This window comes from Micromonospora sp. NPDC048835, from assembly GCF_040649995.1.
GTDB lineage: Bacteria > Actinomycetota > Actinomycetes > Mycobacteriales > Micromonosporaceae > Micromonospora.
In genome coordinates, this window is sequence record NZ_JBEZGM010000027.1 from 47062 (window position 1) to 71442 (window position 24381).

Genomic DNA, 24381 nt, shown 5'->3' on the forward strand with positions numbered 1-24381 from the left:
CCCGGGCGGTGAGCGGACCAGGCCGTTCAATCGATCTTGTGGAATGGAGGGGCTGGTGAGGTCGCGCCACGCAGCGGCAAGATCGCGATTTGTGCACGTCTTCACAAGCGCCTACGCTGTGACTCCGACGCGCCCTGCTAGCACAGCCGGCAATCTCGGTCGCCAGCGGGAGTCCACAAACGGCCGACCAGCGGAGTTGGCCGAGGATCGCACCGCACGGAGTCTCATGAGTCAGCACCGTCACCCAGGCGCGCCCGGCCGCGCCGGTGCCGTACCGACGCTCCCGGACCTGCCCGAGGCGACCGTCGCTCGGCTCCCGGAGTACCTGCGCGCGCTGCACAACCTCGCCGACGCCGGGCACGAGACGGTCTCCAGCGAGGGCCTCTCCGCCGCCGCCGGGGTCAACTCCGCCAAGCTCCGCAAGGACCTCTCGCACCTCGGCTCCTACGGCACCCGGGGCGTCGGCTACGACGTCGCGCTGCTGATCGAGCAGATCGAATATGTGCTCGGGCTCACCCAACGCCGGGCGGTCGCCCTGGTCGGGGTGGGTAATCTCGGTCACGCTCTGGCCGGCTACGACGGCTTCGCCAGCCGGGGCTTCCGGATCGCCGCACTGCTCGACGCCGATCCCTCCCGGGTCGGCGAGGAGATCAACGGCCTGGTGGTCCGGCATGTCGACGACCTGCCGGCGGTCGCCGCGGAGGAATCCCTCGCGATCGGCGTGATCGCCACCCCGGCCGCCGCCGCCCAGCAGGTCGCCGACCAGCTGGTCGCCGTCGGCGTGACGAGCATCCTCAACTTCGCGCCGTGCGTACTCTCGGTTCCGGAGGGGGTCGACGTGCGCAAGGTCGACCTCGCCATCGAGCTGCAGATTCTGTCCTTCCACGAGCACCGCAAGGCGTCGCTGACCGCGTTGCCCGCCACCGGCGGGTCCGCTCTCACCGCCCTGCCGGGCGGGTTCGCGGCCACCGACACCCAGGAGGCGATCGGCACGTGAAACTGCTCGTCGTCGGCGCGTCCTACCGGACCGCCCCGGTCGCCACGCTGGAACAGCTTGCCGTGCCCCCGGCCGATCTGACCCGCACACTCGACCGCCTGGTCGCCCAGCCCTACGTCGCCGAGGCGGTGATCGTCTCCACCTGCAACCGGGTGGAGGTCTACGCCGCCGTGTCCGGTTTCCACGGTGGGCTCGGCGACATCTGCGCCGTGCTGGCCGAGCAGGCCGGCAGCTCTCCGACAGCGCTCGCCAGCCACCTCTACGTGCACTACGACACCGCCGCCGTGGACCACGTCTTCCGGGTCGCCACCGGCCTGGACTCGATGGTCGTGGGCGAGGCGCAGATCCTCGGCCAGCTGCGCGACGCGTACCACTGGGCCACCGGCGCCGACTCGGCCGGTCGACTGCTGCACGAGCTGATGCAGCAGGCGCTGCGGGTCGGCAAGCGGGCTCACGCCGAAACCGGCATCGACCGGGCCGGCCAGAGCGTCGTCACCGCCGCGCTGGAGCTGGCCGCCGGGCACCTCGACGGTGACCTCGCCGGCCACCCGGCCCTGGTGGTCGGCGCCGGCGCGATGGGCTCGCTCGGGGTGGCCACGCTGTCCCGGCTGGGCGCCGGGCCGCTCACCGTCAGCAACCGGGGCGCCGACCGGGCCGTCCGGCTCGCCGAGTCGTACGGGGCAAGTGCCGCGCCGATGACCAAACTGGCCGACACCCTCTCCACAGTGGACATCGTAGTGGCCGCCACCGCGTCCACCGAACCGGTCCTCACCCGGGCGGTGGTCAGCACGGCGCTCGCCGACCGTGACCCGGCCCGGGGTCCGCTGGTCCTCCTCGACCTGGCCGTCCCGCGCGACGTCGAGGAGGGCGTCGCCGACCTTCCCGGCGTCGAGGTCATCGACATCGACCGGATGGCGGCGCTGCTCGCCGACGGTCCGGCGGCCGCCGACGCCGCGGCCGTCGAACGCATCGTGCTCGGCGAGGTGGAGGGCTTCCTCACCTGGCTGCGCGGTGCCGACGTGGCACCCACGGTCGCCGCGCTGCGCGGCCGGGCCGACGACGTGGTCACCGCCGAGCTGCGCCGGCTGGCCCAGCGTCGCCCCGACCTCGGCGACGACCTGCGCGCCGAGGTGGCCCGCACGGTGCACCGGGTCGTGCAGCGGCTGCTGCACCAGCCCACCGTCAAGGTGCGCCAGTTGGCGGCGGAGCCCGGCGGCGACCAGTACGCGGCACTGCTGCGCGAACTGTTCGACCTCGAGGTGCCGCAGACCTCGCCCGTCGACACCGTCCCGGAGGTGCTGGCCCCCGACCTCGGCCTGGCACTTGCCGGCACCGACGCGCTTGCGGGCACCGACGCGCTTGCCGGCACCGACCTGGTGGCCGGAGCAGACGCGGCCGAGCCGACCCCACCCACCGGAGGTGCGCGATGACCACCCCCCTGCGCCTCGGCACCCGGGGCAGCGCCCTGGCGATGGCCCAGTCCGGCCAGGTCGCCGAGGCGGTGACCGCTGCCACCGGCCGCCCCGTCGAGCTGGTCGAGGTCGTCACCGCGGGCGACCGTTCCAACGCGCCGGTGCACCGGCTCGGCGTCGGGGTGTTCGTCTCCGCCCTGCGCGACGCGCTGACCGCCAAGACGATCGACTTCGCGGTGCACTCGTACAAGGACCTGCCCACGGCTGCCGCCGGCGGGCTGCACATCGCGGCGGTGCCGGCCCGGCAGGACCCGCGCGACGCGTTGGTGGCCCGCGCCGGCCGTACGCTCGCCGAGCTGCCGCCCGGGGCCACCGTGGGTACCGGCGCGCTGCGCCGGATCGCCCAGTTGCACGCCCTCGGCCTGCAACTGGAGGTCACCCCGATCCGCGGCAACGTCGACACCCGTCTCGCGCGGGTGCTCGGCCCCGAGGCCGACCTGGACGCCGTCGTCCTGGCCCGGGCCGGCCTGGCCCGACTCGGTCGGCTCGACGTGATCACCGAATCGTTGGACCCGATGCTGATGCTGCCCGCGCCCGCTCAGGGTGCGCTGGCCGTGGAGTGCCGGGTCGACGACCAGGACCTGGTCGAGCTGCTCGCAGTGCTCGACCACGCACCGTCACGTGCCGCGGTCACCGCGGAACGTGCGTTTCTGGCAACCCTGGAGGCCGGGTGCAGCGCACCCGTCGCCGCCTATGCCATCCTCGCCGAAGGCGAGCCAGCCGACTCTGCCGCCGAAGGCGAGACCGGCGATGAGATCTACCTGCGCGGGGCGGTGATCAGCCCGGACGGCACTCGTGACCTCCGGCTGTCCCGCACCGGAACGCCCGCCGACGCGGCGGAGATCGGTAAGGCACTCGCCGCCGAACTCCTCGACCTCGGCGCCGACTCGATCCTCGGCCACGAAGGACACACCGGCCCGGGGACCCAGCAATTTGGGAGCACAGAATGACCCGCACCCGTAAGCCCGTCGGCCGTATCGCGTTCGTCGGGGCTGGCCCCGGTGACCCGGGCCTGCTGACCCGTCGGGCCCACGACGCCCTGGTCGACGCCGACCAGGTGATCTACGACCGGGGAGTCCCCGAGTCGTTGCTCGCCGTCGTACGCGCCGAGGCCTCCGACGATGCAGAGTTCACCCCGGCCGAGGGCGCGCCGGGCGACGTGGCGAAGGTGCTGATCTCCGCGGCCCGCTCCGGGCTGAACGCGGTGCACCTGGTCGCCGGCGACCCGTTCGGGCACGACTCGGTGGTCAAGGAGGTGCAGGCCGTGGCCCGCACCGCCGCCCACTTCGAGGTGGTGCCCGGTGTCGGTCAGGCCGAGGGTGTGGCCACCTACGCCGGTGTTCCGCTGCCGGGTGTGCGTACGGCCGCCGACGTCGAGGACGTCAGCGCACTGGACTTCGAGGCGCTGGCCACGGCCGTCGGCCGGGGCTCGCTCGCGCTCGCCGTGGACGCCGGTGACCTCGCCGCCGTCCGGGACGGGCTGCTCGCCGCCGGGGTCGACGGCACCACCGGCGTCGGGGTGACCGGCGACGGCACCGGCGAGACCCAGTACACGACCACGTCGACCGTGGACAGCTTCGTGGCCGCCGCGCTCGGTTTCACCGGCCGGGTGGTGCTCACCGTCGGTGTCGGCGTGGGGCAGCGCGACAAGCTGAGCTGGTGGGAGAACCGCCCGCTGTACGGCTGGAAGGTGCTCGTACCCCGCACCAAGGAGCAGGCCGGCGCGATGAGCGCCCGGCTGCGCGCGTACGGGGCGATCCCGTGCGAGGTGCCGACCATCGCGGTCGAGCCGCCGCGTACTCCGGCGCAGATGGAGCGGGCGGTCAAGGGCCTGGTCGACGGCCGGTACGCCTGGGTGATCTTCACGTCGGTGAACGCGGTCCGCGCGGTCTGGGAGAAGTTCGCCGAGCACGGCCTGGACGCCCGGCACTTCGGCGGCGTCAAGATCGCCTGCATCGGTGAGGCCACCGCCGACGCGGTCCGCGCGTTCGGCATCCAGCCTGAGCTGATCCCCGCCGGCGACCAGTCCTCCGAGGGTCTGCTGGCCGAGTTCTCGCCGCACGACGAGATCCTCGACCCGGTGGGCCGGGTGCTGCTGCCGCGCGCCGACATCGCCACCGAGACGCTCGCCGCCGGGCTCACCGAGCGCGGCTGGGAGGTCGACGACGTGACCGCCTACCGGACGGTGCGGGCCGCTCCGCCGCCCGCCGAGATCCGCGACGCGATCAAGTCGGGCGGGTTCGACGCGGTGCTCTTCACCTCGTCCTCCACCGTGCGCAACCTGGTCGGCATCGCCGGGAAGCCGCACGCCCGGACCGTTGTTGCCGTCATTGGGCCCAAGACCGCGGAGACCGCGACGGAGTTCGGCCTTCGGGTCGACGTCCAGCCGCCGCACGCCTCGGTGCCCGACCTGGTGGAGGCGCTCGCCGCCTACGCCGTCGAGCTGCGCGAGAAGCTGGCCGCCATGCCGGCCAAGCAGCGCCGTGGCTCGAAGGTGCAGGGTCCGACCGCCCTGCGCTTCCGGTAGTCGTTCGAGGAGGCTCTGCCATGTCGTACCCCGAGATCCGGCCCCGCCGGCTGCGCCGCACCCCGGCGGTCCGCAGGCTGGTGTCCGAGACCCGGGTCGACCCGGCCGAGCTGATCGTTCCGATGTTCGTCAAGGAGGGGCTGACCGAGCCCCGCGCCATCGGGTCGCTCCCGGGGGTGCTCCAGCACTCCCGGGACTCGCTGCGCAAGGCGGCGGCCGAGGCGGTCCAGGCCGGTGTCGGCGGGATCATGCTCTTCGGCGTGCCGGAACAGCGGGACCCGACCGGCTCCGGCGGCATCGACCCGAACGGCATCCTCAACGTCGCCATCCGCGACGTGGTGGCCGAGGTGGGCGACGCCACGGTGGTGATGAGCGACCTGTGCCTCGACGAGTTCACCTCGCACGGGCACTGCGGGCTGCTCACCCCCGACGGTGAGGTCGACAACGACTCCACCCTCGCCGCGTACGCCGAGATGGCGGTGGCCCAGGCCGCCGCCGGGGTCGGCATGGTCGGGCCGTCCGGGATGATGGACGGCCAGGTCGGCGTCGTACGCCGGGCGCTCGACGCCGCCGGTCACCAGGACGTCGCCGTGCTGGCGTACGCGGCGAAGTACGCCTCGGCCTTCTACGGCCCGTTCCGGGAGGCGGTGGAGTCGGCGCTGGAGGGCGACCGGCGCACCTACCAGCAGGACCCGGCCAACCTGCGCGAGTCGCTGCGTGAGGTCGCGCTCGACGTGGCCGAGGGCGCCGACCTGGTGATGGTCAAGCCGGCGCTGCCGTACCTCGACGTGGTGGCGGCGGTGCGGGCCGCGGTGGACGTCCCGGTCGCCGCCTACCAGGTCTCCGGTGAGTACGCGATGGTCGAGGCCGCCGCCGCGAACGGTTGGATCGACCGGGAACGGGTGATGCTGGAGACGCTCACCTCGATCAAGCGGGCCGGCGCGCAGGTCATCCTCACCTACTGGGCCGTCGAGGCCGCCAACCTGCTCCGCCAGCGCTACTGAGCTGAGCGGGCCGGCTGGCGGCCGTGACCGCTGCGGTTCGACTCGCGCGGTCCGGGTCTTGTCTGGCGGATCCCCGGGCACTGACTGTGACGGAGCCCGGGGACTCGATGTCCCCGCTTTTGCCTTTGCTCTGCACCCGCGGAAGCGCCGGCTACGTTCCTCGACCGGCGCCGATCATGGTGCCGCCTGTCAGGGCGGCCTGTCGGGTGGCGCTTGTCAAGGCGGCCTGTCGGGGTGGCGCGCATCAGGGCGACCTGTCGGGGTGGCGCATATCAGGGTGCAGAGCAAAGGGGACAGGTCGGGGATTACGTCCCCGCTCCGACGCATCGAGGACCTGCAGCTCAACGGCTACGACTCCGACGCCTGGGCGGAAGCCACCCCCCTCCACGGTGACGGGTGCCCGGTTGTCCACAGGTCCTTCCGTTGTCCACAGGCCAGCCGAACGGGGCTGCGAGAAACCGGACGAGCCGCCACGGTGGAGGCATGGACGACCTACCGAGCGAGCCTTCCGACATCCCGTGGCCGGTCGTTGGCATCGTCCGGGCGGTCCGTCGCCACGGCGACCTCAGCCAACGTGAGCTGGCCCGACGGGCAGGGGTGCACCACGCCACCATCGGCCGCATCGAGGGCGGTCGGGCTGTTCCGAGCATCGAGCTGCTCTGCCGGATCATCGAGGTCGTCGGGTGTCGACTGGCCGTCGTCGACGAGCTCGGCCGGGTGCTCAAGCCGATGCGGGACCGGGAAGACACGCGCAACGGCGCGGGGCGCCGCTACCCGTCGCACCTGGACACCATCCTCGACCCCGAGCCAGGGGAGTGGTGGGCGGACATCTACGGGCTGGCCCGCCCGCCCGAGACGTTCTACCGCAATCGGGAGGTCCGCGACGCGATGCGTCGGCGTAGCCAGTGGGAGGTGCGGGTAGCGAAGCACCGAGGTGATCCACCGCCGCCGCAGCGCTGGCGGTACGGCTGACGCCGGACAGGCGACGGCCCGCCGCCCCGACTGGGGTTCGGCGGGCCGTCGTCGACCACTCCGAAATCAGTCGTCGTTGGTGATCGTTCCGGTGGCGAGCGGATCGGCCAATCGCAGGCCGGGTACGCCGGCCACGAGCAGGGTCAGCTTCTCGTCCGCCTCCCGCCTGCGGTCACCGCGCACCGACACCGGGAAGGCCACCGACGTCTGCCCGGCGGCCAGCACCTTGCAGGCGGCGTACGGGTCGAAGTCCGAACCCACCTGGGCGGTGAGGCCGACTGCTGCGGCGCAGAGCAGCACCGGCTGGGACAGCGGCCGGGACACGGTTGCGCTGAAGGTGAGCTGCCTGGTGCCCTGGTCGCCCTCGGCCACCGACGCGTCGGCCACCGTCAACGACGCCCGGGACCGGAACCGGGCCACCTGCGGGTCGTGGTCACTCGAACCCCGTGACCCGTCACCGGCGAACTCCGCCGGCCAGTCGGCGTTGATGTGCGCCGCCCGCACCTGCACCAGGTCGCCGTAGAGGGCGTCGTTGACGAACAGGTGGTCGAGGGTCTGCGCGTGCCCCCCGAAACTGTACGAGTAGGCCGAGGCCGGCACGTCCGCGACGAGGTTGTCCCACAGGTTGTGCAGGCCCGCCTCGTAGAGCGGCGCGAGCTGGTCCGACGGGGTGGGCTGCGCACCGGTGGCGATGGGATCGTCCGGGCGGGGGAAGACGTTCAGGTCCCCGCCGTAGACGACCCGCGCGGTCTGGTCCGCCGCCTCGATCGCGGTGACGATCGCCGCGCCGTAGCGGGCCTGCTCCCGCCGCTGCCCGACCCGGCTGTCCGGGCCGGACGAGTAGTGGTTGCTGAGCGCGTACAGGGTGAACCGCTCCGCCGACCCCGGTGCCGCCGCCACGCTGAACTTGCCCAGCTGGGGAGCACGGGTGAAGACGTTGTTCCCGTCCTTGCCGGTGGAGGTGTCCACGTCCGACGGCAACACGGCGTTGAGCGCCTTCGGGTTCTGCACGTCGGCGTTGGCCGGCAGCCCCGGGGCCCGGTACTGCACCGTCGGCGCCGAGCCCAGCAGGGGGTCGTCCGCCGTCGCGGCCGCCAGGGACACCCGGTCGGTGCGGTACAGGAACGCCGCGGTGATACCGCGGGCGTCCGCGCCGGTGCGGTCATAGGCAGCGGCGTACGCGGGCCCGCCGGCCGCTGCCACCGCGAGCGCCAACTCCTGGATGGTGTCCGGAGCGCCATCGGCGTTGTCGGTGTCACCGCAGCTCAACGCGGCTCCGGAGACCGTGCAGATGTCCTGGTCCTCGGCCTCCTGCACCAGGATCAGATCCGGTGCGTGCAGGTCCTTGACGATCTGGTCGGCGAGCGCGGCCAGTTGCTCGCGGTACTCCGCCTCGCTTGCCGGCACGTAGTCGAACGGCGGACTGACCCCGGTGCACCCGGCGTTGCCGGCGAAGTCGCAGCCGTCGAACGGGTCGTCCCGGTGGTCGTACAGGTTCTCCACGTTGTAGGTGGCCACGGCCACCTCCTGCGACCGGTCGGCCGGCTTGGGCGGGTTGTTCCTCGACGGGTCGGCCCCGGCGGCGAACTCCGCCCGCTCGACCTGGACGCCGTACTTCTCGAACGAGTAGTAGACCCCGCCCACCGCGTCCGCCCGCAGCGTGTCGAAGGTGTGCGCCGGCGGGAGCAGCGCGGCGCTGTCCCCGGCGGTGGCCTTCACGCCCATGCTGCCGAGCAGCGTCCGCTGGCCGTTGCCGTCGTCGAAGCGGCGGGTCGGGTCGTTGTCCAGCGGGTGCGAATCGCGGAAGACCCGCCGGGCATAGGGGTCGGCGCGGTCCAGCAGTGGGTCGTCGCGGTCCACCACCCACAGCTCCGCGTCGGCGGTGGAGGAGAAGACGTCCCGGCCGCTCACCGCGCCGCTGCCCGCGCGTACCCGCATCCGGGAACCCTCGTGCCGCTCCCAGAAGCGTTCCGCGTCGGTCAGCACGGTCGGCGGCACCGCGTCGGTCACCGCGACCGCCGTGTCCACCGCCAGGCCGCCACCGATCCGGCGGACCAGTGACGCGCCGGAGAGCTGGGTGAAGTTGTAGTACTCCGACACCCGGGCCCGCAGGACGACCTCGTCGCCGACGGTCGGCACGTAACCGCCGATCAGCGAGGTGAACGCGCCCATGAACACGAAGATGCCGTCGGAGCTGGTCGGGTCACCGTCGGTGTCACCGACGCGGCTCTGCAGGAAGAACCCCCGCTGGTCCGCGCCGGCCGAGGTGCGGGCCAGGGTCAACTGGGTGATCACGCCGCGTACGTCGTACATCGTGCTGCTCGTGCCGTTGCCGCTCGCAGGCGCGAGCGGCGAGCGGTCGGTCGGACCGGACTCGGCGTCGGTGGTCGGGCCCTGCACCTCGCCGACGGTCAGCTCGCGGGTGACCTGCACGGCCAGCGCGCAGCTTGCGGTGCCACCGCCCGCGTCGGTCGCGGTCAGGGTGACGGTGTACGCCCCGGCGGTGAGGTCGGCGCTCACGCCGACCGTGGCGCGGGCGGTGCCGCCCACCCCGTCGGCAGGGGTGAACGCGGTACGGGTGATCGAGCCGGCGGCGGGGTTCGGGCTGATCGCGGTGACCGCCAGGTCGACGATCGTGTCGTCGGGGTCGACGGCGGTCACCTCGCGGCTCGCGGCCGTGCCGGCGGCGGTGACGAGCGGCCCACCACAGGTCAGGGTGGCCGGCACGTCGACCGGACCACCGCCGTCCACGGTGTGCGCGCCCAACCCGTCGAACGTGTCGACTGGGAGGCCCGCCCACTGCGCGGCCGGGTCGAACGCGTCCGACGGGTCGGTGTCACCGGCCGTCACGTTCGGCAGTCGGCGCAGGGTGTTGTCCGCGGTGCTGGTGACGCCGGCCCCCCACTCGGCACCCGGGTCGACACCCACCTGGCCGATCGAGTCGAGCACCGTGGTGCCCCGGCGCAGCACGATCGCGTCGTCACCGTTGAAGAGGCTCGCCCCGGTGGTCTGGTCGGCCTGGGCGAGGACGGCGGCCCCGGCCGAGGCGCTTGCGAACACGAACGCGTCACCGGCGGCCACGCCCCCGGTGAGGGCGATCGTGGTGGCCGTCGTGGAGCCGTTGAAGTAGAGCTGCAACTGGTAGCCACCGGCCGTCAGGTCGACGGAGTCACCCGTGCCGTTGAACAGCTCGATCGCCTTGTTGTTCGACGAACCCTCGACGTACTCGGAGATGAACAGGTCGGTGGGCGCGGCGCTGGCAGCGGTGGGTGCGACGCCGAGCGCCGTGACTGTCACGGCGGCGGTGGCGGTCGCGAGCGCGGCGATTGAACGGCGCGGGCGCATAGGGCCTCCACGATGGGTGGATGGGGGTCAACGCACGTTAAGGTGCGCGACTGTCCACCGTCCATCCCCTAGTGGACAGTTTCGTGAATTCCTCAGCGTGGCTGATCGAGGCGGTGCACCAGCTCAGCGACGTCGACGCTGTATTCGCACCAGTCCCGGTCGGGGCGGTAGCCCAGCTCCGCGTTGACCTTCAGCATCGCCTCGTTGGCCTGCGCGTTCCAGGTCTGCACCTCGATCAGCTCCGGCTCGGCGGAGCGCAGCTCCAGCAGCATCCGGGCCTTGATCGCCCGATCGATGCCGTAGCCCCGGTGATCCTGCGCGACGATCGTGTCGTACTGGTCGGCCCGGGTCGGGTGCTGGGCCGGCACCACCACCTCGGTCAGGCCGGCCACCTCACCGCTCTGCTCGTGCCGGGCGAGCACGATGTACGGCTTCATCCCCCGCCGGTGCAGCGTGTCGAGGCTGTCGCGCAGCCGCTCCGGGTCGTACGAGCTGGGCCGCAGCTCACCGTCGTCGACGTCGCGCACCTCGGCCTTCGCCCGGGCGTACGCCTCGAGCAGGTCGTCCGGCGGCCCGCCCGGGAAGAACTCCACCTGGTAGCCCGCGCCGATGCCGGTGGCCATCTCGGTCAGCTCGGCCCAGTCAACCGAGGTCAGGTCGAGCACGCTGCGCGTCTCCACGTACTCCCGGGTGAAGCCGAGCGACTCGTAGAACCCGAGGGCGGGCGTGTCGCCGACGACCTCGACCCCGATCGACCGGAAGCCCTCCTGGTAGACCCGGCGGGCGGCACGCAACACCAGGTCGCGGCCGAGGCCCGTGCGGCGCACCGACGGGTGCACAAGCACCTCGATCACGCCGATGTCGCCGAGCAGGAGCACATGCACCTGGCCGAGCACCGCCCCCGGCTCGCCGGGATCGCCCGACTCGGCCTGGGCGAGCCAGGAGATGCGCCGCTCGCCGGGCATCACCTCGGCGAGGTATTCCCGCAGGGAAGTCTCCCGCCAGGGCGGGTCCTGCGGCAGGTCAGCCGCCAGAACCGCGTTCAGCGTGGCCAACAGCGACGCGATCTCGGCGGACGACGCGGTCCTGGGGTCCCACTCGCGCACCATCACCCGTCTAGCTTGCCGCTAACAGAGGCCCGGGGGAAGTGTCCAGTTCTCCAACGTATCGAGACGATCACTTCACGCCCGACTGGCCCGTCCGTACCGATTCGCGGTGTCGTAGACCTCCTGGGCGTAGCGTCGCACGTCGTTGTAGGAGAGGATCGCGTTCCACCAGTCGCCCGGAATGCTCAGGTTCCGGCCGCCCTTGCAGAGGTAGTTCCCCGCCGCCAGAGCGGCGTCGTCCAGGTCGTGCGGGTCCTTGACACCGTCGTTGTCGGCGTCCGCGCCGATCTCCTGCCAGGTGGTCGGGATGAACTGCATCGGCCCGATCGCCCGGTCGAGGGTCGAGTCCCCGTCGAGCAGCCCACGGTCGGTGTCGATGATCCGCATCCGACCGTCCTTGCCGTCCAGCGGCAGCCCGATGATCTTCGGTAGCGCCTTGCCGTCCTGCCCCAACCGTGCCCCGTTGGCCGCGCCGTGCCCCGATTCGACCTGACCGATCGCGGCAAGCGTGGTCCAGCTCAGCGCGCAGCTACGGTTGGTCTGGGCGAGCACCAGCTCGGCGTAGCCGTACGCCTGCATCGCGACCGCGGGGACACCGACCTTGGCGCCGACCTGCTGCGCCCAGCCGGCCAGTGCGTCCGCCGGCCGGCCACCGATCACCGACCCGGTCGGCAGCCCGTTGCCGGGCAGCCCACCAGTGGGCAGCGGAAGGGTCGGCAGCGGGCCGGTGGGCAGCGGTCCCGTGGGCAGCGGGCCGGTGGGCAGGCCGGACGACCCCGGCGGCGGTGCGACCCCGGTCGGCGCGGCCGAGGCGTCGACAGCGACCGGTCGCGGTGCGCGGATCGTCGCCGGCACGAGCAGCGCTCCCGCGGCTGCGGTCGCCGCCACCAGCGCCAGCAGGAAGACGCCGGGCAGGGTCAGCCGACCACTCGGCCGGCGAGCCCAGGATCGGGTCGCCCGGGCCGCAGAGGCCGCAACCTGGCGCGGCGGCAGCCGTACCGCGTGCGCGAACTGCACCCGGCGCCGACGAGCCGGGTCGGACGCCGGCACGACCGGCATCTCATCCACAGTGGTCTTCGCCGGGTCGGACGAACCGACCACGGTCTTTACCGCCTCGGTCTGTGCGGCGTCGGACTTTACCGCCTCGGTCTGTGCGGCCTCGGACTTTACCGCCTCGGTCTGTGCGGCCTCGGCGGCCGCTGGGCCGGTGGCCGGGACGGGTTCGACCGGAGCCTTCGGGTCGGTGGCGCTCGCGTCTGGTTCGGACCCGGCGATGCCTGCTGCCGTCGGCTCGGCGGGTGGCGCTGCCGGCGCGGTGGCCGGTGGCGTGGTCGATTTTTCCGCCGAACGCCCGCCCAGCCAGGGGCGACGGGGGCGGGGCACCTTGCGCACCGGATCGGGCGCTGCCCCCGAGCCTTCGAGGGGCCCGTCCAGCGGCGCGGCCGGTCGTAACGGTTGCACACGCTTGTCGTCCTCGCCGTCCACCACCAGTCGAGTATCACCCATCCTCCGCGAACCGCCAGATCCACGTACCCTGGGGGCATGCCCCGGTACGAGTTCCGCTGCCGCGCCTGCGGCGACACCTTCGAGGTCAACCGTTCGATGGCGGCAGCCGGTGACCCGGCCAGCTGCCCGCAGGGACACGCCGACACGGTCAAGCTCCTGTCCGCGGTCGCGGTGACCGGCCGGGGTGGTGCCGGCGGTGGCGCCCCGGCCCCCGCCGGCGGTGGCTGCTGCGGCGGTGCCTGCGGCTGCTGATCCGGCCAATCAGCCGCCACCTGGTGGGCCAGCCTTGCCGGGAGCGGGTCCGAGTGGCACGTTGAGTCGGCACTTGCTGGACCGTTCTCACGATGTGTGATCGTCCGGACTCAGGCAGCATGAACCCGACGTCACGGGCGGAGGTTCCTCGCATGTCGCCACGGATTCAGCTCCCGAGCGGTTGGGTGACCTTCGTGTTCACCGATATCGAGGGCTCGACCCGGCTGGCCCAGCTACTCGGCCCGGACTACCGCCCGGTGCTCGCCGAGCACCGGCGGCTGCTGCGCCACACACTTGCCAGCACGGGCGGCGCGGAGCTGCTGACCGAGGGCGACTCGTTCTTCCTGGCCTTCGAGGACGCGACCGCGGCGATGACCGCCTGCCTGACCGCCCAGCGGGCACTGTCCAGCCACGACTGGCCCACCTCCGAAGCCGCGCCCCGGGTGCGGATGGGTCTGCACACCGGCTATGCCGAGCCGCGCGACGGCGAGTACGCCAGCCCCGAGGTGCACCGGGCCGCCCGGGTGGCCGCCGCCGCGCACGGCGGGCAGGTGCTCTGCACGGCGTCCACCGCACGTCGGGCCGAGCCGTTGCCGCCGGGTGCGGCCCTGCTCGACCTGGGGCTGCACCGCCTACGCGGCTTCGACGACCGGGAACGACTGTTCCAACTGGTCGCCCCCGGTCTGGAACGGCAGTTTCCCCGGCCCCGCACCGCCGACGCGGTGGCGCACAACCTGCCGACCCAGGTGACCTCGTTCGTCGGGCGGCAGACCGAGCGCATCGAGCTGGGCATCCTGGTGCGGCAGCACCGCCTGGTCACCGTGCTGGGTGCGGGCGGCGCGGGCAAGACCCGGCTCGCGGTGGAGTTGGCAAGCGGGGTTGTCGAGGCGTACCCCGATGGGGTCTGGTTCGTCGACATCGCCTCGGTGACCGACCCGGGGCTGGTGGCCTTCGCCATCGCCGCCGTGCTCGGCCTGCGTCCCGAGCCCGGCCGGCCGATGCTCGACACCCTCGTGGAGTACGCGGCCGGCCGCCGGATGCTCGTCGTGCTGGACACCTGCGACGCCCAACCGGCCGCCTGCGCGGAGGTGATCGCGCGTCTGCTGTCCGGCGGCGGCGGCGTTCGGGTGCTGGCGACGAGTCGTGAATCGTTCAGCCTGCCCGGTGAGGTGGTGTGGCGGATTCCGCCGCTCTCGGTCGACCCGCGCGCGGACGGTGCGGACAGCGACGCCGTGGCGCTGCTACTCGACCGCACGGCGGCGGCGCGCGGCGGTCGACAGCCGGACCCGGCCGAGTCGGCCGATCTGCGCCGGGTGGTGCAGCGGCTGGACGGCCTTCCGCTGGCCATCGAGTTGGCCGCCGCCCGGCTGCGGGTGCTCTCCGTCGGCCAGCTCGCCGAGCGGTTGGACGATGTCCTCGGCACCCTGGACGCCGGCCGGGAGGACCCGGAGCCGCCGCCGGTGGAGCGGGGTTGGTCCGGCAACCAGCAGGACACCGTGGACCTGGTCGCGGCGGCGGCCGGGGCGTCGCCGCCGACCCCGGCGAGCCGGGCGGTGCAACGCTCGGCCACCGAGCGGCACCTGACCATGCAGGCCACCGTCACCTGGTCGTACCGGACGTTGGGGCCCCGGGCCGCGCGCCTGCTGCGGTGGCTGGCGGTCTTCGCCGGCCCGGTGGACCTGGCGACAGTGGAGTGGCTGCTGGGTGACGATCCGCTGGACCCGCTCTCGGTCCTCGTCGACAAGTCGATGGTGTTGGCTGAGCCGCGGGCCGCCGGCAGCACCTACCGGATGCTCGACCCGATCCGGGCGTACGCGGCGCGGCGGCTGGTCGAGGCGGGTGAGGAGCAGGCCGCTCGGGACCGACACGTGGCCTGGTCGGCGCACGCGTTGGACCAGGCCCATCTGGGCCAGGACGGCCGGCCGGTGACCCTGTCGCTGTACGCGCTCGACCCGCTGGCCGGGGAGTTGCGCTCCGCGCTGCGATGGTGCGCCACCGGCGGCAGCGCCCGCGCCGGTCTCGGTCTGGCGGGCGGGCTGGACCAGTGGTGGCTGGAACGGGGCCTGGCCCGGGAGGGGCGGCTGTGGCTGTTCCGGCTGTACGGTCGGATCGCGGAGACGGGTGAACGGATCCCGGAGGCGGAGCTGGCGGCGGCGTACCACATGCACTCGCTTCATGCGAGCGCCGACGGCGAGTTCGCCGAGGAGTTGCGCTACTCCCAGCGGGCGGAGGCGGCGGCCCGGCAGGCCGGCGACGCGGGGTTGCTGGCCCGGGTTCTCGCCGGCAGGGCCGCGCCGCTCGTGGACATGGGGCAGTTCGACGAGGCCGAACGGGTGTGCCGCGAGGTCATCGACTGGGCGCAAGGGCAGGACGTGGTCGGCGAGGTGCTGTTCGCCGTGTTCAGCCTCGCCGAGTTGCTCTGGCGGCGCGGCGCCCTGGAAGAGGCGGCCGAGCTGCTGGGCGCGGTGCGTCCGCTGGAGGCCGTCCGGCCCGTGGAGCGGGGCCGGCGTTCGGTCGACATGCTGCTCGGAATGGTCGCGCTGGCCCGGGGTGACGTGATCGCCGCCCACGAGCACCTGCTGGTGGCGCTGCGCTCCCGGATGGGCCACGGTTACCACGGCCGGGCCTGCGACACCCTCAACGCGGTCGCGGTGCGCTGCGCCATCGGTGGGGAACGGCTGACCGCCGCCCGACTGTTCGGGGCCGCTCAGGCCACCCGGGCGAGCATGCGGGCCACCCCGGGCATCTACGGCGGTTACTGGGCCGAACAGCAGTCGGAGCTGCGCGCGGTGCTTGGTGACGCGGCCTTCGACCACGCGTACGGCGAGGGTGCCGGGCTGCAGCTGGACGAGGCCGCAGCGCTCGCACTCGACGTGGAACACCCGGACCTGGCAGCGGACTCGACCCGCTTCAGCACCGGCCTGTCCCAACCAGCCCCCCGCCGCCCCGTCGACCCCGACCCCGACCCCGACCCCGACCGCCACCCCGACCCCGACCGCCACCCCGACCCCGACCGCCACCCCGCCACCCGAACCGAACGCGCCTAACCCACCCCCACCCCACCCCACCCCACCCCACCCCCACCCCCGGGTCCTGCCGGACCTGCCCATGTTGATCAAGAGGTTTGCGTCAGAAAACGCGCTTCAAATGACCGAAACCTCTTGATCAACATGGTTTGGGGGTGGGTGGGGTGGGGGTGGGGGTGGGGTGGGTGGGGTGGGGTGCGGGGGTGGGGTTAGCGGGGTGCGGACTCGGCTTGGGCCTTCATTCGGGCGGCGCGGTCGATGTCGGCCTGTTGGACGGCCGCTACCGAACCGAAGATGCTGACCGCCTGGTAGTAGGTCCAGGCCAGGCTGTAGCAGGCGGGCCGGACGACCGAGTTGTACGTGGTGCAGACGCGCTTCAGGTCCTGGTAGAAGGCGCTGTCGAGGCGGGACTTGTTTGCGGAGAACTGGCCGACCGCCTTGTAGTTGCGGTAGCCGAAGTCGTGCCGGTAGCAGCCCAGGTTGAAGGTGAAGCCGAGCGGGTTGTCCGGGCTGGACGAGCAGTAGTCGGTGGACCAGTTGAAGTTGTACTCGGTCCAGGGGGCCCGGTTGACCCGGGCGCTGTTCCACGAGTTGTAGCTGGACGCGCTGGTCTGGGTCCAACTGGAGAGCACGGAGAGCCGCTCGGCGGGGGTGACGGCGGCGGCGGGGGAGGCGATGGCGAGGGTGGCGAGCAGCGCTGACGCGCCCGAGATGAGCAGGGTGGTGAGACGTCGGGGCACGGTCTACCTCCGCGGGGGTGAGCGGGTGGGGCATAAGTTACCGGCGGGTTACCGGATGTCGATGAGTGTCGATCAGCTGATCAACTAGGCGGTATGTGTACCGCCAACTATTGGTGACATACGTTGAAACAGACGAATGCCCCGGACGCACAAGGCGTCCGGGGCATTCACGAAGGCGGTCAGCGCAGTACGAATACCGGCGGGCTCGCGGGGCTCTCATTCGCCGAGCGGTCCAACGCGGTCAGTTGGTAGGTGTAGCGCCGACCGGGCTCGGCCGAGGTGTCCACCCAGGACTGGGCGCCACCGGGTGCGGCCCGGACGGTGTCGACCAGGTGCGCGGCGTCGGCCGTGGCGCACCGGCCGGGCAGCGTCGTGCCGTCGAACCGGTAGATCGCGTACGAGGTGGCGGTGCCGAGCGGGCCGGCGCCGTCGGCGGGCTGCCGCCAGGTGAGTCCTACGCCGTCGGCCTGCCGGGTCGCCTTGCTGACCACCGGGAAGAGCAGCGGCCGGGCCGGCAGGTGGGGCATGGTCGGCACCAGGGCCGGGCGGGAGTAGTGCTCACCCGCGTAGATGTCGGTGGCGCCGAGCCGGTTGGCCCGTACCTGCACGGCGGAGAAGTGCACGTTGCCCTGCACCTGCGGGTACGACCGGTTGAGCGTCAGGTGGTCGGAGAGTTCACGGGGGTTCTGCCAGTACGGGCCGTACGCCGGGTCGCCGCTCTTGTAGTCGGCCTGCCCGATGTAGAGCTGCACGCGGGTGCCGCGCACCGTCTCGGCCCACCACGGCACGAGACGCGCGTAGTCGGCCGCCGGGTACTGGCCGATGTACCAGTAGAGCTGCGGCACCACGTAGTCGATCCACTCCTGCTTGACCCAGGTGCGGGTGTCGGCGGAGATGATGTCGTACGACTGGCTGCCGGTGGTGTCCGAACCGAGTGGGTCGGCGGACTTGTTGCGCCAGATGCCGAACGGGCTGACGCCGAACTTCACCCAGGGCTTCGCCGCCTTGATCTTGCCGTTCATCTCCTGGATCAGCAGGTTGATGTTGTCCCGCCGCCAGTCGGCCCGGTCGGTGAAGCCCCGGTTGTGCGCCGCGAAGGCCGCGTCGTCCGGCACCTGGTAGGTGCCGCTGGGGTAGGGGTAGAAGTAGTCGTCGAAGTGGACGCCGTCGATGTCGTACCGCTTGACCGCGTCCATCATCGCGGTCTGCACGAACTCGCGTACCTCGGGGATTCCCGGGTTGTAGTAGAGCCGGCTGCCGGCGACGCCGGCCGGCGGGTAGGCGAAGGTCCAGTCGGGGTGCTGCTGGGCCGGGTGGCCGGCAGCGAGCTGGGTGAGGTCGGCGCCGGCGCCGCCGGGGGCCGGCATGGATACGCGGTACGGGTTGAACCAGGCGTGGAACTCCAGGTTGCGCTTGTGCGACTCGTCGACCAGGAAGGCCAGCGGATCCCAGCCCGGGTCCTGGCCGCGTACCCCGGTCAGGTACTCCGACCAGGGCTCGTACGGCGAGGGCCAGAGCGCGTCGGCGGTGGGCCGGACCTGCACCACGACGGCGTTGTGGTGCAGTCGCCCGGCCAGGTCGAGCAGCTCGCGGTACTCGGACTGCTGGGCCGCGATCCGGTCCGGGTTGGTCTGGGACGCCTTGCTGGGCCAGTCGATGTTGACCACCGAGGAGATCCACATCGCCCGGAACTGCCGCTTCGGGGTGGCCGGGTCGGTGGCGCAGGCGACGGTGGTGTCGGCCGTGTTGGGTGCGGCGCTTGCGGGGGTGGCGGTGACGACTGTGCCGAGCAGGGCTGCGATCAGCCCGGCGACTCCGAGTCGAGTGGCTTTCATGCGGTGTGTCCCTTCGTTGGGGCTCCCGGATGCTTCGCGCGGCAGGCGGCAAGATTCGCCGTTGATGTCCGCATCGCTGGTAGGAAATTTTCACAATCTGGCCAGCGCCGCAAGGGTTCGTGGTTGACCAATCGCTCCGCTGGGTAGCAACGCCGGTCACCGGCCGCCACGAGGTGGTCGCACGGTGGAAGGGGTGACCGGGTGTCCGTGCTGCGTACGAAACCAATCAAGGACGTGATAGCCCAGGGCGAGGCCGACGGCAGCGACGGCCAACTAGGGCTGAAGAGACGGTTGGGCGCGATCGACCTCACCGGCTTCGGCATCGGCATCGTGATCGGCACCGGGATCTTCACGCTCACCGGGATCGAGGCTCGGGACAGCGCCGGCCCGGGCGTGGTCATCTCCTTCGCCATCGCCGGCGTGGTGGCCCTGCTCGCCGCCCTCTGCTACGCCGAACTGGCCTCCAGCGTGCCGACCGCCGGCAGCGCCTACACCTACGCGTACGCCACGATGGGCGAGATCGTCGCCTGGATCATCGGCTGGGACCTGCTGCTGGAGTTCGCGCTGGGCGCCGCCGTGGTGGCCCGAGGCTGGTCCGGTTACCTGGCCGAACTGCTCGACCTGCCGACCCGCTGGTTCGGCGAGGAGGGCAGCACCGTCAACGTGGGTGCCATCGCCATCGTGCTGATCCTCGGCGTCGTGGCGATCGTCGGCATCCGGGAGTCCGCCCGGATCACCAACCTGCTGGTGCTGGTCAAGGTGGCCATCTGCGTCTTCGTGGTGGTCGCCGGGCTGTTCTTCGTCCGGGCCGCCAACCTCACCCCGTTCATCCCGCCGGCCGAGCCCGCCGGGAGCGGCGACGACGGCATCAAGCAGCCGGTCACCCAGGCGCTCTTCGGGCTGGAGCCGTCGGTCTTCGGCTTCGTCGGGGTGCTCAGCGCCGCCGCCGTGGTCTTCTTCGCGTACACCGGCTTCGAGGCCGTGGCCAACCTGGGCGAGGAGACGCGCAAGCCCAAGCGGGACCTCACCCTGGGCCTGCTCGGCACGCTGCTGATCTCCACCGTGCTCTACATCGGCGTCTCGCTCGTGGTGGTTGGGATGGTGCCCTACAGCGAGATCGACCGGGGTGCCCCGATCGCGTCGGCCTTCGAGTCGGTCGGCGCGGGCTGGGCGGCCGTGCTGGTCTCCATCGCCGCGGTCGCCGGCCTGACCAGCGTCATCCTGGTCGACCTGGTGGCAATGGGCCGGATCGGCTTCGCCATCGCCCGGGACGGGCTGATCCCGCCCGCCATCGCCAAGGTCCACCCGCGCTGGGGCACCCCGTACCGGATCTCGGCCATCATGACTGTCGCGGTCGCACTGCTGGCCGGCTTCCTGCCGCTCTCCGCGCTTGCCGATCTGGTCAGCATCGGCGCGCTCTGCGCGTTCGTCCTCGTGTCGGTGGCGGTGCCGATCCTGCGCCGCAAGCGCCCGGACCTGGAGCGGCCGTTCCGGGTGCCGTTCTCACCTGTGCTGCCGATCGTCTCGGCCCTGGCCTGCTTCTACCTGATGCTCAACCTGTCCGTGGAGACCTGGCTGCGGTTCCTGGCCTGGATGCTGCTCGGCGCGTTGATCTACTTCGGGTACGGCTACCGCCGCAACCGGCTCGCCCAGCACGAGCCCGCCGTCGCCCCGGCCCCCCGCGAACCGACCGCCTGACCCGAGGGTGCGGAAGGGCCCCGCCGCCGGGGCCCTTCCGCACCCACCCCCGCACCTCCGCGAACCCGGCTAGTCGAAGAAGCGGGCCAGGTGCGACTGGGGTGCCGGGTCGGCGTCCGGCGGGAGAGGGGTCAGGTCGGCGAAGATCGAGGCACCGTCACAACCGGCGTGCAGCGGGTACCAGCGCGGCGTGCCGGGTGGCCGGAGCTGACAGATCCCCTTGAACGTCTGCACGTCCATCAGCCGGACGTGGGTCGGGTCGGCCACCGCGTTCACATGCCCCCACCAGGGACTTATCACGTGCAGGACGCCGCCGGGGCGCAGCACCCGATGACACTCGTCGACAAGTGGCAGGAAGTCGATCAGGTGCTCCAGGATGTGCACCGCGAAGAGAACGTCCACCGAGTTGTCGGCGAGTGGCAGTGAGCCGGACAGGTCCGCGACGGCGTCCACGCCGGGTGCCGGGTAGATGTCCAGCCCCAGGTTGCTCGACCACTGCTTGGTCGGCCCGCAGCCGAGGTCCACCACCACCGGTGCCCGCCCGCCGATGCCGACCCGGCACCAGACGCCGTAGACGCCGGCCAACTGCCCCACCAGGCTCCGCACCAGCCTGAGCTGGGCGGGCTCGGCCACATCGCCGCTCAGATGGGCTACCCCCCGGTCGAACCGCACCTCGACCGCCAGGTCCCGTAACCGGTCATCGTGCTGGACCTGGTCCGCCCATGCCTGGGCGAGAAATTCGTCGATCGCCCGCAGCCGGTCGGCCGAGGGCGGAGTCTGTGCCAAAGCGACCATTCGGGCCACCTCCCGCCGCGCGATACCCGCAATCGCGCCCGTTATGCCCCGCTAGTCCACCTCGTTGCCGGCCCGGGCGCGGCCAACCGCTGAGCGTGTCGCACGATGCGGGGCAGTGCCGCGGGCAGCGCGATGCCACACAGGCATCATGATGACCCACCGGTATCAGGCTCAACAGGGACATCGGCTCCACGCCGACGTGGCCGAGCGGGCGGATCAGCCGGAGAGGGTGCGGCGGCCTCCGCGCATCCGCTGGCGGGGCGGCGGTTCGGCGGGCTTCGGCCGTTTGAGGTGGTAGCGGTGCAACTCGTTGTTGCCGGCCAGGGACGGGTCCTCGCTCATCGCGACCAGCTCCCAGCCCTGGTCGCCGGCCCGGTTGAGGTGGGCCAGGGACGTGTCGCCGTAGGGCGTCACGTCGACCATCGAGCCGTCCGGGCCGTACCAGACGAAGACGATCTCCCAGCCCAGGTCGTCGGTGACCGGCTGACGACGGCGGACCAGCAGGGCGTACTCCCACTTGAGCATGGCGTCATTCTCACCCCGCGCCGGCCCGTGGGCACGGATCAATCCTCGGCGATCCGCCCGGCGTCGACCCGCAGCCGTCGGTTGGTCTCGATGGCGGCGAGCATCCGCCGGTCGTGGGTGACCAGCAGCAGCGTTCCGGGGTAGTTGGCAAGCGCCGATTCGAGCTGCTCGATGGCGGGCAGGTCCAGGTGGTTGGTGGGCTCGTCGAGCACCAGCAGGTTCACCCCGCGGCCCTGGAGCAGGGCCAGCGCCGCCCGGGTCCGCTCACCGGGGGAGAGGGTGGCCGCGGGTCGGGGCACGTGCGCCGCCCGCAGGCCGAACTTGGCAAGCAGGGTCCGCGCGTCCGCCGGCGACAGGTGGGGTACGGCCGCCTGGAACGCGTCGATCAGCGGTACGTCGCCGAGGAACAGCCCTCTGGCCTGGTCCACCTCGCCGACCACCACGCCGGGCCCGAGGGAGGCGCTGCCCTCGTCCAGCGGTAGCCGTCCCAGCAGTGCGGCCAGCAGTGTCGACTTGCCCGAGCCGTTCGCCCCGGTCACCGCGACCCGGTCCGCCCAGTCGACCTGGAGGTCGACCGGGCCGAAGGTGAAGTCGCCCCGGCGTACCACGGCTCCACGCAGCGTGGCCACGACGGCGCCGGCGCGGGGCGCGGCGGCGATCTCCATCCGCAGCTCCCATTCCTTGCGGGGCTCCTCGACCACGTCCAGCCGCTCGATCAGCCGCTCGGTCTGCTTGACCTTGCCCGCCTGCTTCTCGCTCGCCTCGCTCCGGAACTTCCGGCCGATCTTGTCGTTGTCGGTGGCCTTGCGGCGGGCGTTCTTCACGCCCTTGTCCATCCAGCCCCGCTGGGTGCGGGCCCGCGCCTCCAGCCCAGCCTTGGTGTCGGCGTACTCCTCGAAGTCCGCGCGGGCGTGCCGGCGCGCCACCTCGCGCTCCTCCAGGTAGGCCGCGTAGCCGCCGCCGTAGTGGTTGACCTGCTGCTGCGGCAGGTCCAGCTCCAGCACCCGGGTCACCGTGCGGGTGAGGAACTCCCGGTCATGGCTGACCAGCACCGTGCCCGCCCGCAGCCCGGTGACGAACTCCTCAAGCCGTTCCAGCCCGGCCAGGTCCAGGTCGTTCGTCGGCTCGTCGAGCAGGAAGATGTCGTACCGGCTGAGCAGCAGTGACGCCAGCCCCGCCCGGGCCGCCTGCCCGCCGGAGAGCCCGGTCGTCGGATGGTCCAGGTCGACCGCGAGCCCCAGGTCGGCGCTCACCTGCTCGGCGCGCTCGTCAAGGTCCGCGCCGCCGAGGGCGAGCCAGCGCTCCAGCGCGTCGCCGTACGCGTCGTCCGCGCCCGCCGCCCCGGCGGTCAGCGCCTCGGTCGCCGCGTCCAACGCCGCCTGCGCGGCGGTCACCCCGGTCCGCCGGGCCAGGAAGTCGCGTACCGTCTCGCCCGGTCGCCGTTCCGGCTCCTGCGGCAGGTGCCCGACGCTCGCGGTGGGCGGGCTGAGTCGCACGCTGCCGGCCTCGACCGGCAACAACCCGGCGAGGGTACGCAGCAGCGTCGACTTGCCGGCCCCGTTCGGCCCGACCAGCCCGACCACGTCGCCGGGGGCGACAACCAGGTCCAACCCGGCGAAGAGTGAGCGGTCGCCGTGTCCGGCGGCCAGGTCCTTGACGATCATCGTGGCGCTCATCAGGACGGCAGCCTATCCGGCCGCCCGCATATCACCGCTCCCCAGCGGGCAGACTCAACGACGTGGTGACCACACTGGCGATCGACTGCGGCGGCGGGGGCATCAAGGCGTCCGTGCTCGACGAGGCGGGAACGATGCGCGCCCGACCGTTGCGGGTGCCCACCCCGTACCCGTTGCCGCCTGCGCTCTTTGTCCGGACCCTGCTGGATCTGGGCGGACGCCTGCCGACGGCGGACCGGCTCACCGTCGGCGTACCCGGGATGATCCGGCACGGGGTGGTGGTCTCCACGCCGCACTACGTGACCCGCAGCGGCCCGCGCAGCCGGGTCGACCCGGACCTGCTCGCCGAGTGGACCGGGTGGGACGCCCGGGGCGCGCTCGCCGACGCGTTCGGGGTGCCGGCCCTGGTGCTCAACGACGCCGAGGTGCACGGTGCCGGGGTGGTCGCCGGCACCGGCTGCGAGCTGGTGCTGACCCTGGGGACCGGGCTGGGCAGCGCGCTCTTCGACGGTGGGGTTCTCGCGCCGCACCTGGAGCTCTCGCACGCGCCGGTGCGCTGGGGCACCACCTACGACACGTACGTCGGTGAGCCGGAACGGCGGCGACTCGGTGACGCCTTCTGGTCCCGTCGGATCCGGCAGGTGGTGGACGGGCTCCGCCCGGTGTTCCGCTGGGACCGGCTCTACCTGGGCGGGGGCAACTCCCGACTGATCCGGCCCGAGCAGTTGGCGCGGATGGGTGACGACGTGGTGGTGGTGCCGAACACCGCCGGAATCGTCGGCGGCGTCCGCGCCTGGGAGTTGTCCGCCGGCCGCCGGGACGCCAGAACCTGACCTGATCTCGACCTCGGGAACAGTCGCCAAACCGCCATTGTTGTGCCAGCGTCGGAACAGGTGACGGTGCGA

At 72.3% G+C, this 24381-nt stretch carries 18 protein-coding genes; 10 read left to right on the forward strand and 8 right to left on the reverse strand.

From position 1 onward, the window contains the following. The first annotated feature begins 226 nt into the window (after positions 1 to 226). The 6 genes from AB0C15_RS26270 (at position 227) to AB0C15_RS26295 (ending at position 6972) form a co-directional block, all read left to right on the forward strand. The gene (locus AB0C15_RS26270) at positions 227 to 997 is read left to right on the forward strand and encodes a redox-sensing transcriptional repressor Rex (protein WP_357356203.1); all 771 of its coding nucleotides are present in this window, start codon (positions 227 to 229) and stop codon (positions 995 to 997) included. Continuing rightward, on the forward strand, positions 994 to 2427 hold the full coding sequence (locus AB0C15_RS26275; protein WP_357356205.1) for a glutamyl-tRNA reductase: 1434 nt from the start codon (positions 994 to 996) through the stop codon (positions 2425 to 2427). Before AB0C15_RS26270 ends, AB0C15_RS26275 begins: the two co-directional genes overlap by 4 nt. Beyond that, positions 2424 to 3419, forward strand: a complete 996-nt coding sequence (hemC, locus tag AB0C15_RS26280) for a hydroxymethylbilane synthase (RefSeq protein WP_357356208.1) — start codon at positions 2424 to 2426, stop codon at positions 3417 to 3419. The genes AB0C15_RS26275 and hemC overlap by 4 nt, the downstream gene beginning before the upstream one ends. Then, positions 3416 to 4996 carry a uroporphyrinogen-III synthase gene (locus AB0C15_RS26285; RefSeq protein ID WP_030490179.1) on the forward strand — a complete coding sequence of 527 codons (1581 nt, stop codon included), beginning with the start codon at positions 3416 to 3418 and terminating at the stop codon, positions 4994 to 4996. Before hemC ends, AB0C15_RS26285 begins: the two co-directional genes overlap by 4 nt. 20 nt (positions 4997 to 5016) lie before the next feature. Next, positions 5017 to 6000, forward strand: coding sequence for a porphobilinogen synthase (gene hemB / locus AB0C15_RS26290; RefSeq protein WP_357356210.1), 984 nt, complete (start codon positions 5017 to 5019; stop codon positions 5998 to 6000). 483 nt (positions 6001 to 6483) lie between these two features. Next, the gene (locus AB0C15_RS26295) at positions 6484 to 6972 is read left to right on the forward strand and encodes a helix-turn-helix transcriptional regulator (RefSeq protein ID WP_357356212.1); all 489 of its coding nucleotides are present in this window, start codon (positions 6484 to 6486) and stop codon (positions 6970 to 6972) included. Between the two features lie 66 nt (positions 6973 to 7038). Here the strand turns inward: AB0C15_RS26295 and AB0C15_RS26300 are convergent, their stop codons facing one another. From AB0C15_RS26300 to AB0C15_RS26310, 3 genes are all read right to left on the reverse strand, one after another. Beyond that, on the reverse strand, positions 7039 to 10317 hold the full coding sequence (locus AB0C15_RS26300; RefSeq protein WP_357356214.1) for a lamin tail domain-containing protein: 3279 nt from the start codon (positions 10315 to 10317) through the stop codon (positions 7039 to 7041). 92 nt (positions 10318 to 10409) lie between these two features. Further along, complete coding sequence (locus tag AB0C15_RS26305; protein WP_357356277.1) at positions 10410 to 11426, reverse strand: GNAT family N-acetyltransferase; 1017 nt, start codon at positions 11424 to 11426, stop codon at positions 10410 to 10412. 72 nt (positions 11427 to 11498) lie between these two features. Then, positions 11499 to 12911 carry a lytic murein transglycosylase gene (locus AB0C15_RS26310; RefSeq protein WP_357356279.1) on the reverse strand — a complete coding sequence of 471 codons (1413 nt, stop codon included), beginning with the start codon at positions 12909 to 12911 and terminating at the stop codon, positions 11499 to 11501. Between the two features lie 54 nt (positions 12912 to 12965). Between AB0C15_RS26310 and AB0C15_RS26315 the strand changes: the two genes are divergently transcribed. After that, positions 12966 to 13181, forward strand: coding sequence for a zinc ribbon domain-containing protein (locus AB0C15_RS26315; protein ID WP_357356216.1), 216 nt, complete (start codon positions 12966 to 12968; stop codon positions 13179 to 13181). A 152-nt stretch (positions 13182 to 13333) separates the two neighbouring features. Then, complete coding sequence (locus AB0C15_RS26320; protein WP_357356218.1) at positions 13334 to 16228, forward strand: adenylate/guanylate cyclase domain-containing protein; 2895 nt, start codon at positions 13334 to 13336, stop codon at positions 16226 to 16228. A 188-nt stretch (positions 16229 to 16416) separates the two neighbouring features. On the opposite strand, the gene AB0C15_RS26325 is transcribed toward AB0C15_RS26320, so the two are convergent. Beyond that, a complete protein-coding gene (locus AB0C15_RS26325) occupies positions 16417 to 16947 on the reverse strand; it encodes a phospholipase (protein WP_357356220.1) in 531 nt (176 codons plus the stop codon). A gap of 179 nt (positions 16948 to 17126) precedes the next feature. Continuing rightward, complete coding sequence (locus AB0C15_RS26330) at positions 17127 to 18782, reverse strand: family 10 glycosylhydrolase (protein WP_357356222.1); 1656 nt, start codon at positions 18780 to 18782, stop codon at positions 17127 to 17129. Between the two features lie 201 nt (positions 18783 to 18983). Between AB0C15_RS26330 and AB0C15_RS26335 the strand changes: the two genes are divergently transcribed. Beyond that, complete coding sequence (locus AB0C15_RS26335; protein WP_357356224.1) at positions 18984 to 20480, forward strand: amino acid permease; 1497 nt, start codon at positions 18984 to 18986, stop codon at positions 20478 to 20480. A gap of 69 nt (positions 20481 to 20549) precedes the next feature. Here AB0C15_RS26335 and AB0C15_RS26340 read toward each other — a convergent pair whose 3' ends face one another. The 3 genes from AB0C15_RS26340 to AB0C15_RS26350 form a co-directional block, all read right to left on the reverse strand. Beyond that, complete coding sequence (locus tag AB0C15_RS26340; protein ID WP_357356226.1) at positions 20550 to 21275, reverse strand: methyltransferase domain-containing protein; 726 nt, start codon at positions 21273 to 21275, stop codon at positions 20550 to 20552. A gap of 216 nt (positions 21276 to 21491) precedes the next feature. Then, the gene (locus tag AB0C15_RS26345; RefSeq protein ID WP_357356228.1) at positions 21492 to 21800 is read right to left on the reverse strand and encodes a hypothetical protein; all 309 of its coding nucleotides are present in this window, start codon (positions 21798 to 21800) and stop codon (positions 21492 to 21494) included. 38 nt (positions 21801 to 21838) lie between these two features. Then, entirely contained in the window at positions 21839 to 23476 is a 1638-nt protein-coding gene (locus AB0C15_RS26350) for an ABC-F family ATP-binding cassette domain-containing protein (protein ID WP_357356230.1), read from the reverse strand. 62 nt (positions 23477 to 23538) lie between these two features. Between AB0C15_RS26350 and AB0C15_RS26355 the strand changes: the two genes are divergently transcribed. Continuing rightward, complete coding sequence (locus AB0C15_RS26355) at positions 23539 to 24309, forward strand: ROK family protein (protein ID WP_357356232.1); 771 nt, start codon at positions 23539 to 23541, stop codon at positions 24307 to 24309. The last annotated feature ends 72 nt before the right edge of the window (positions 24310 to 24381 follow it).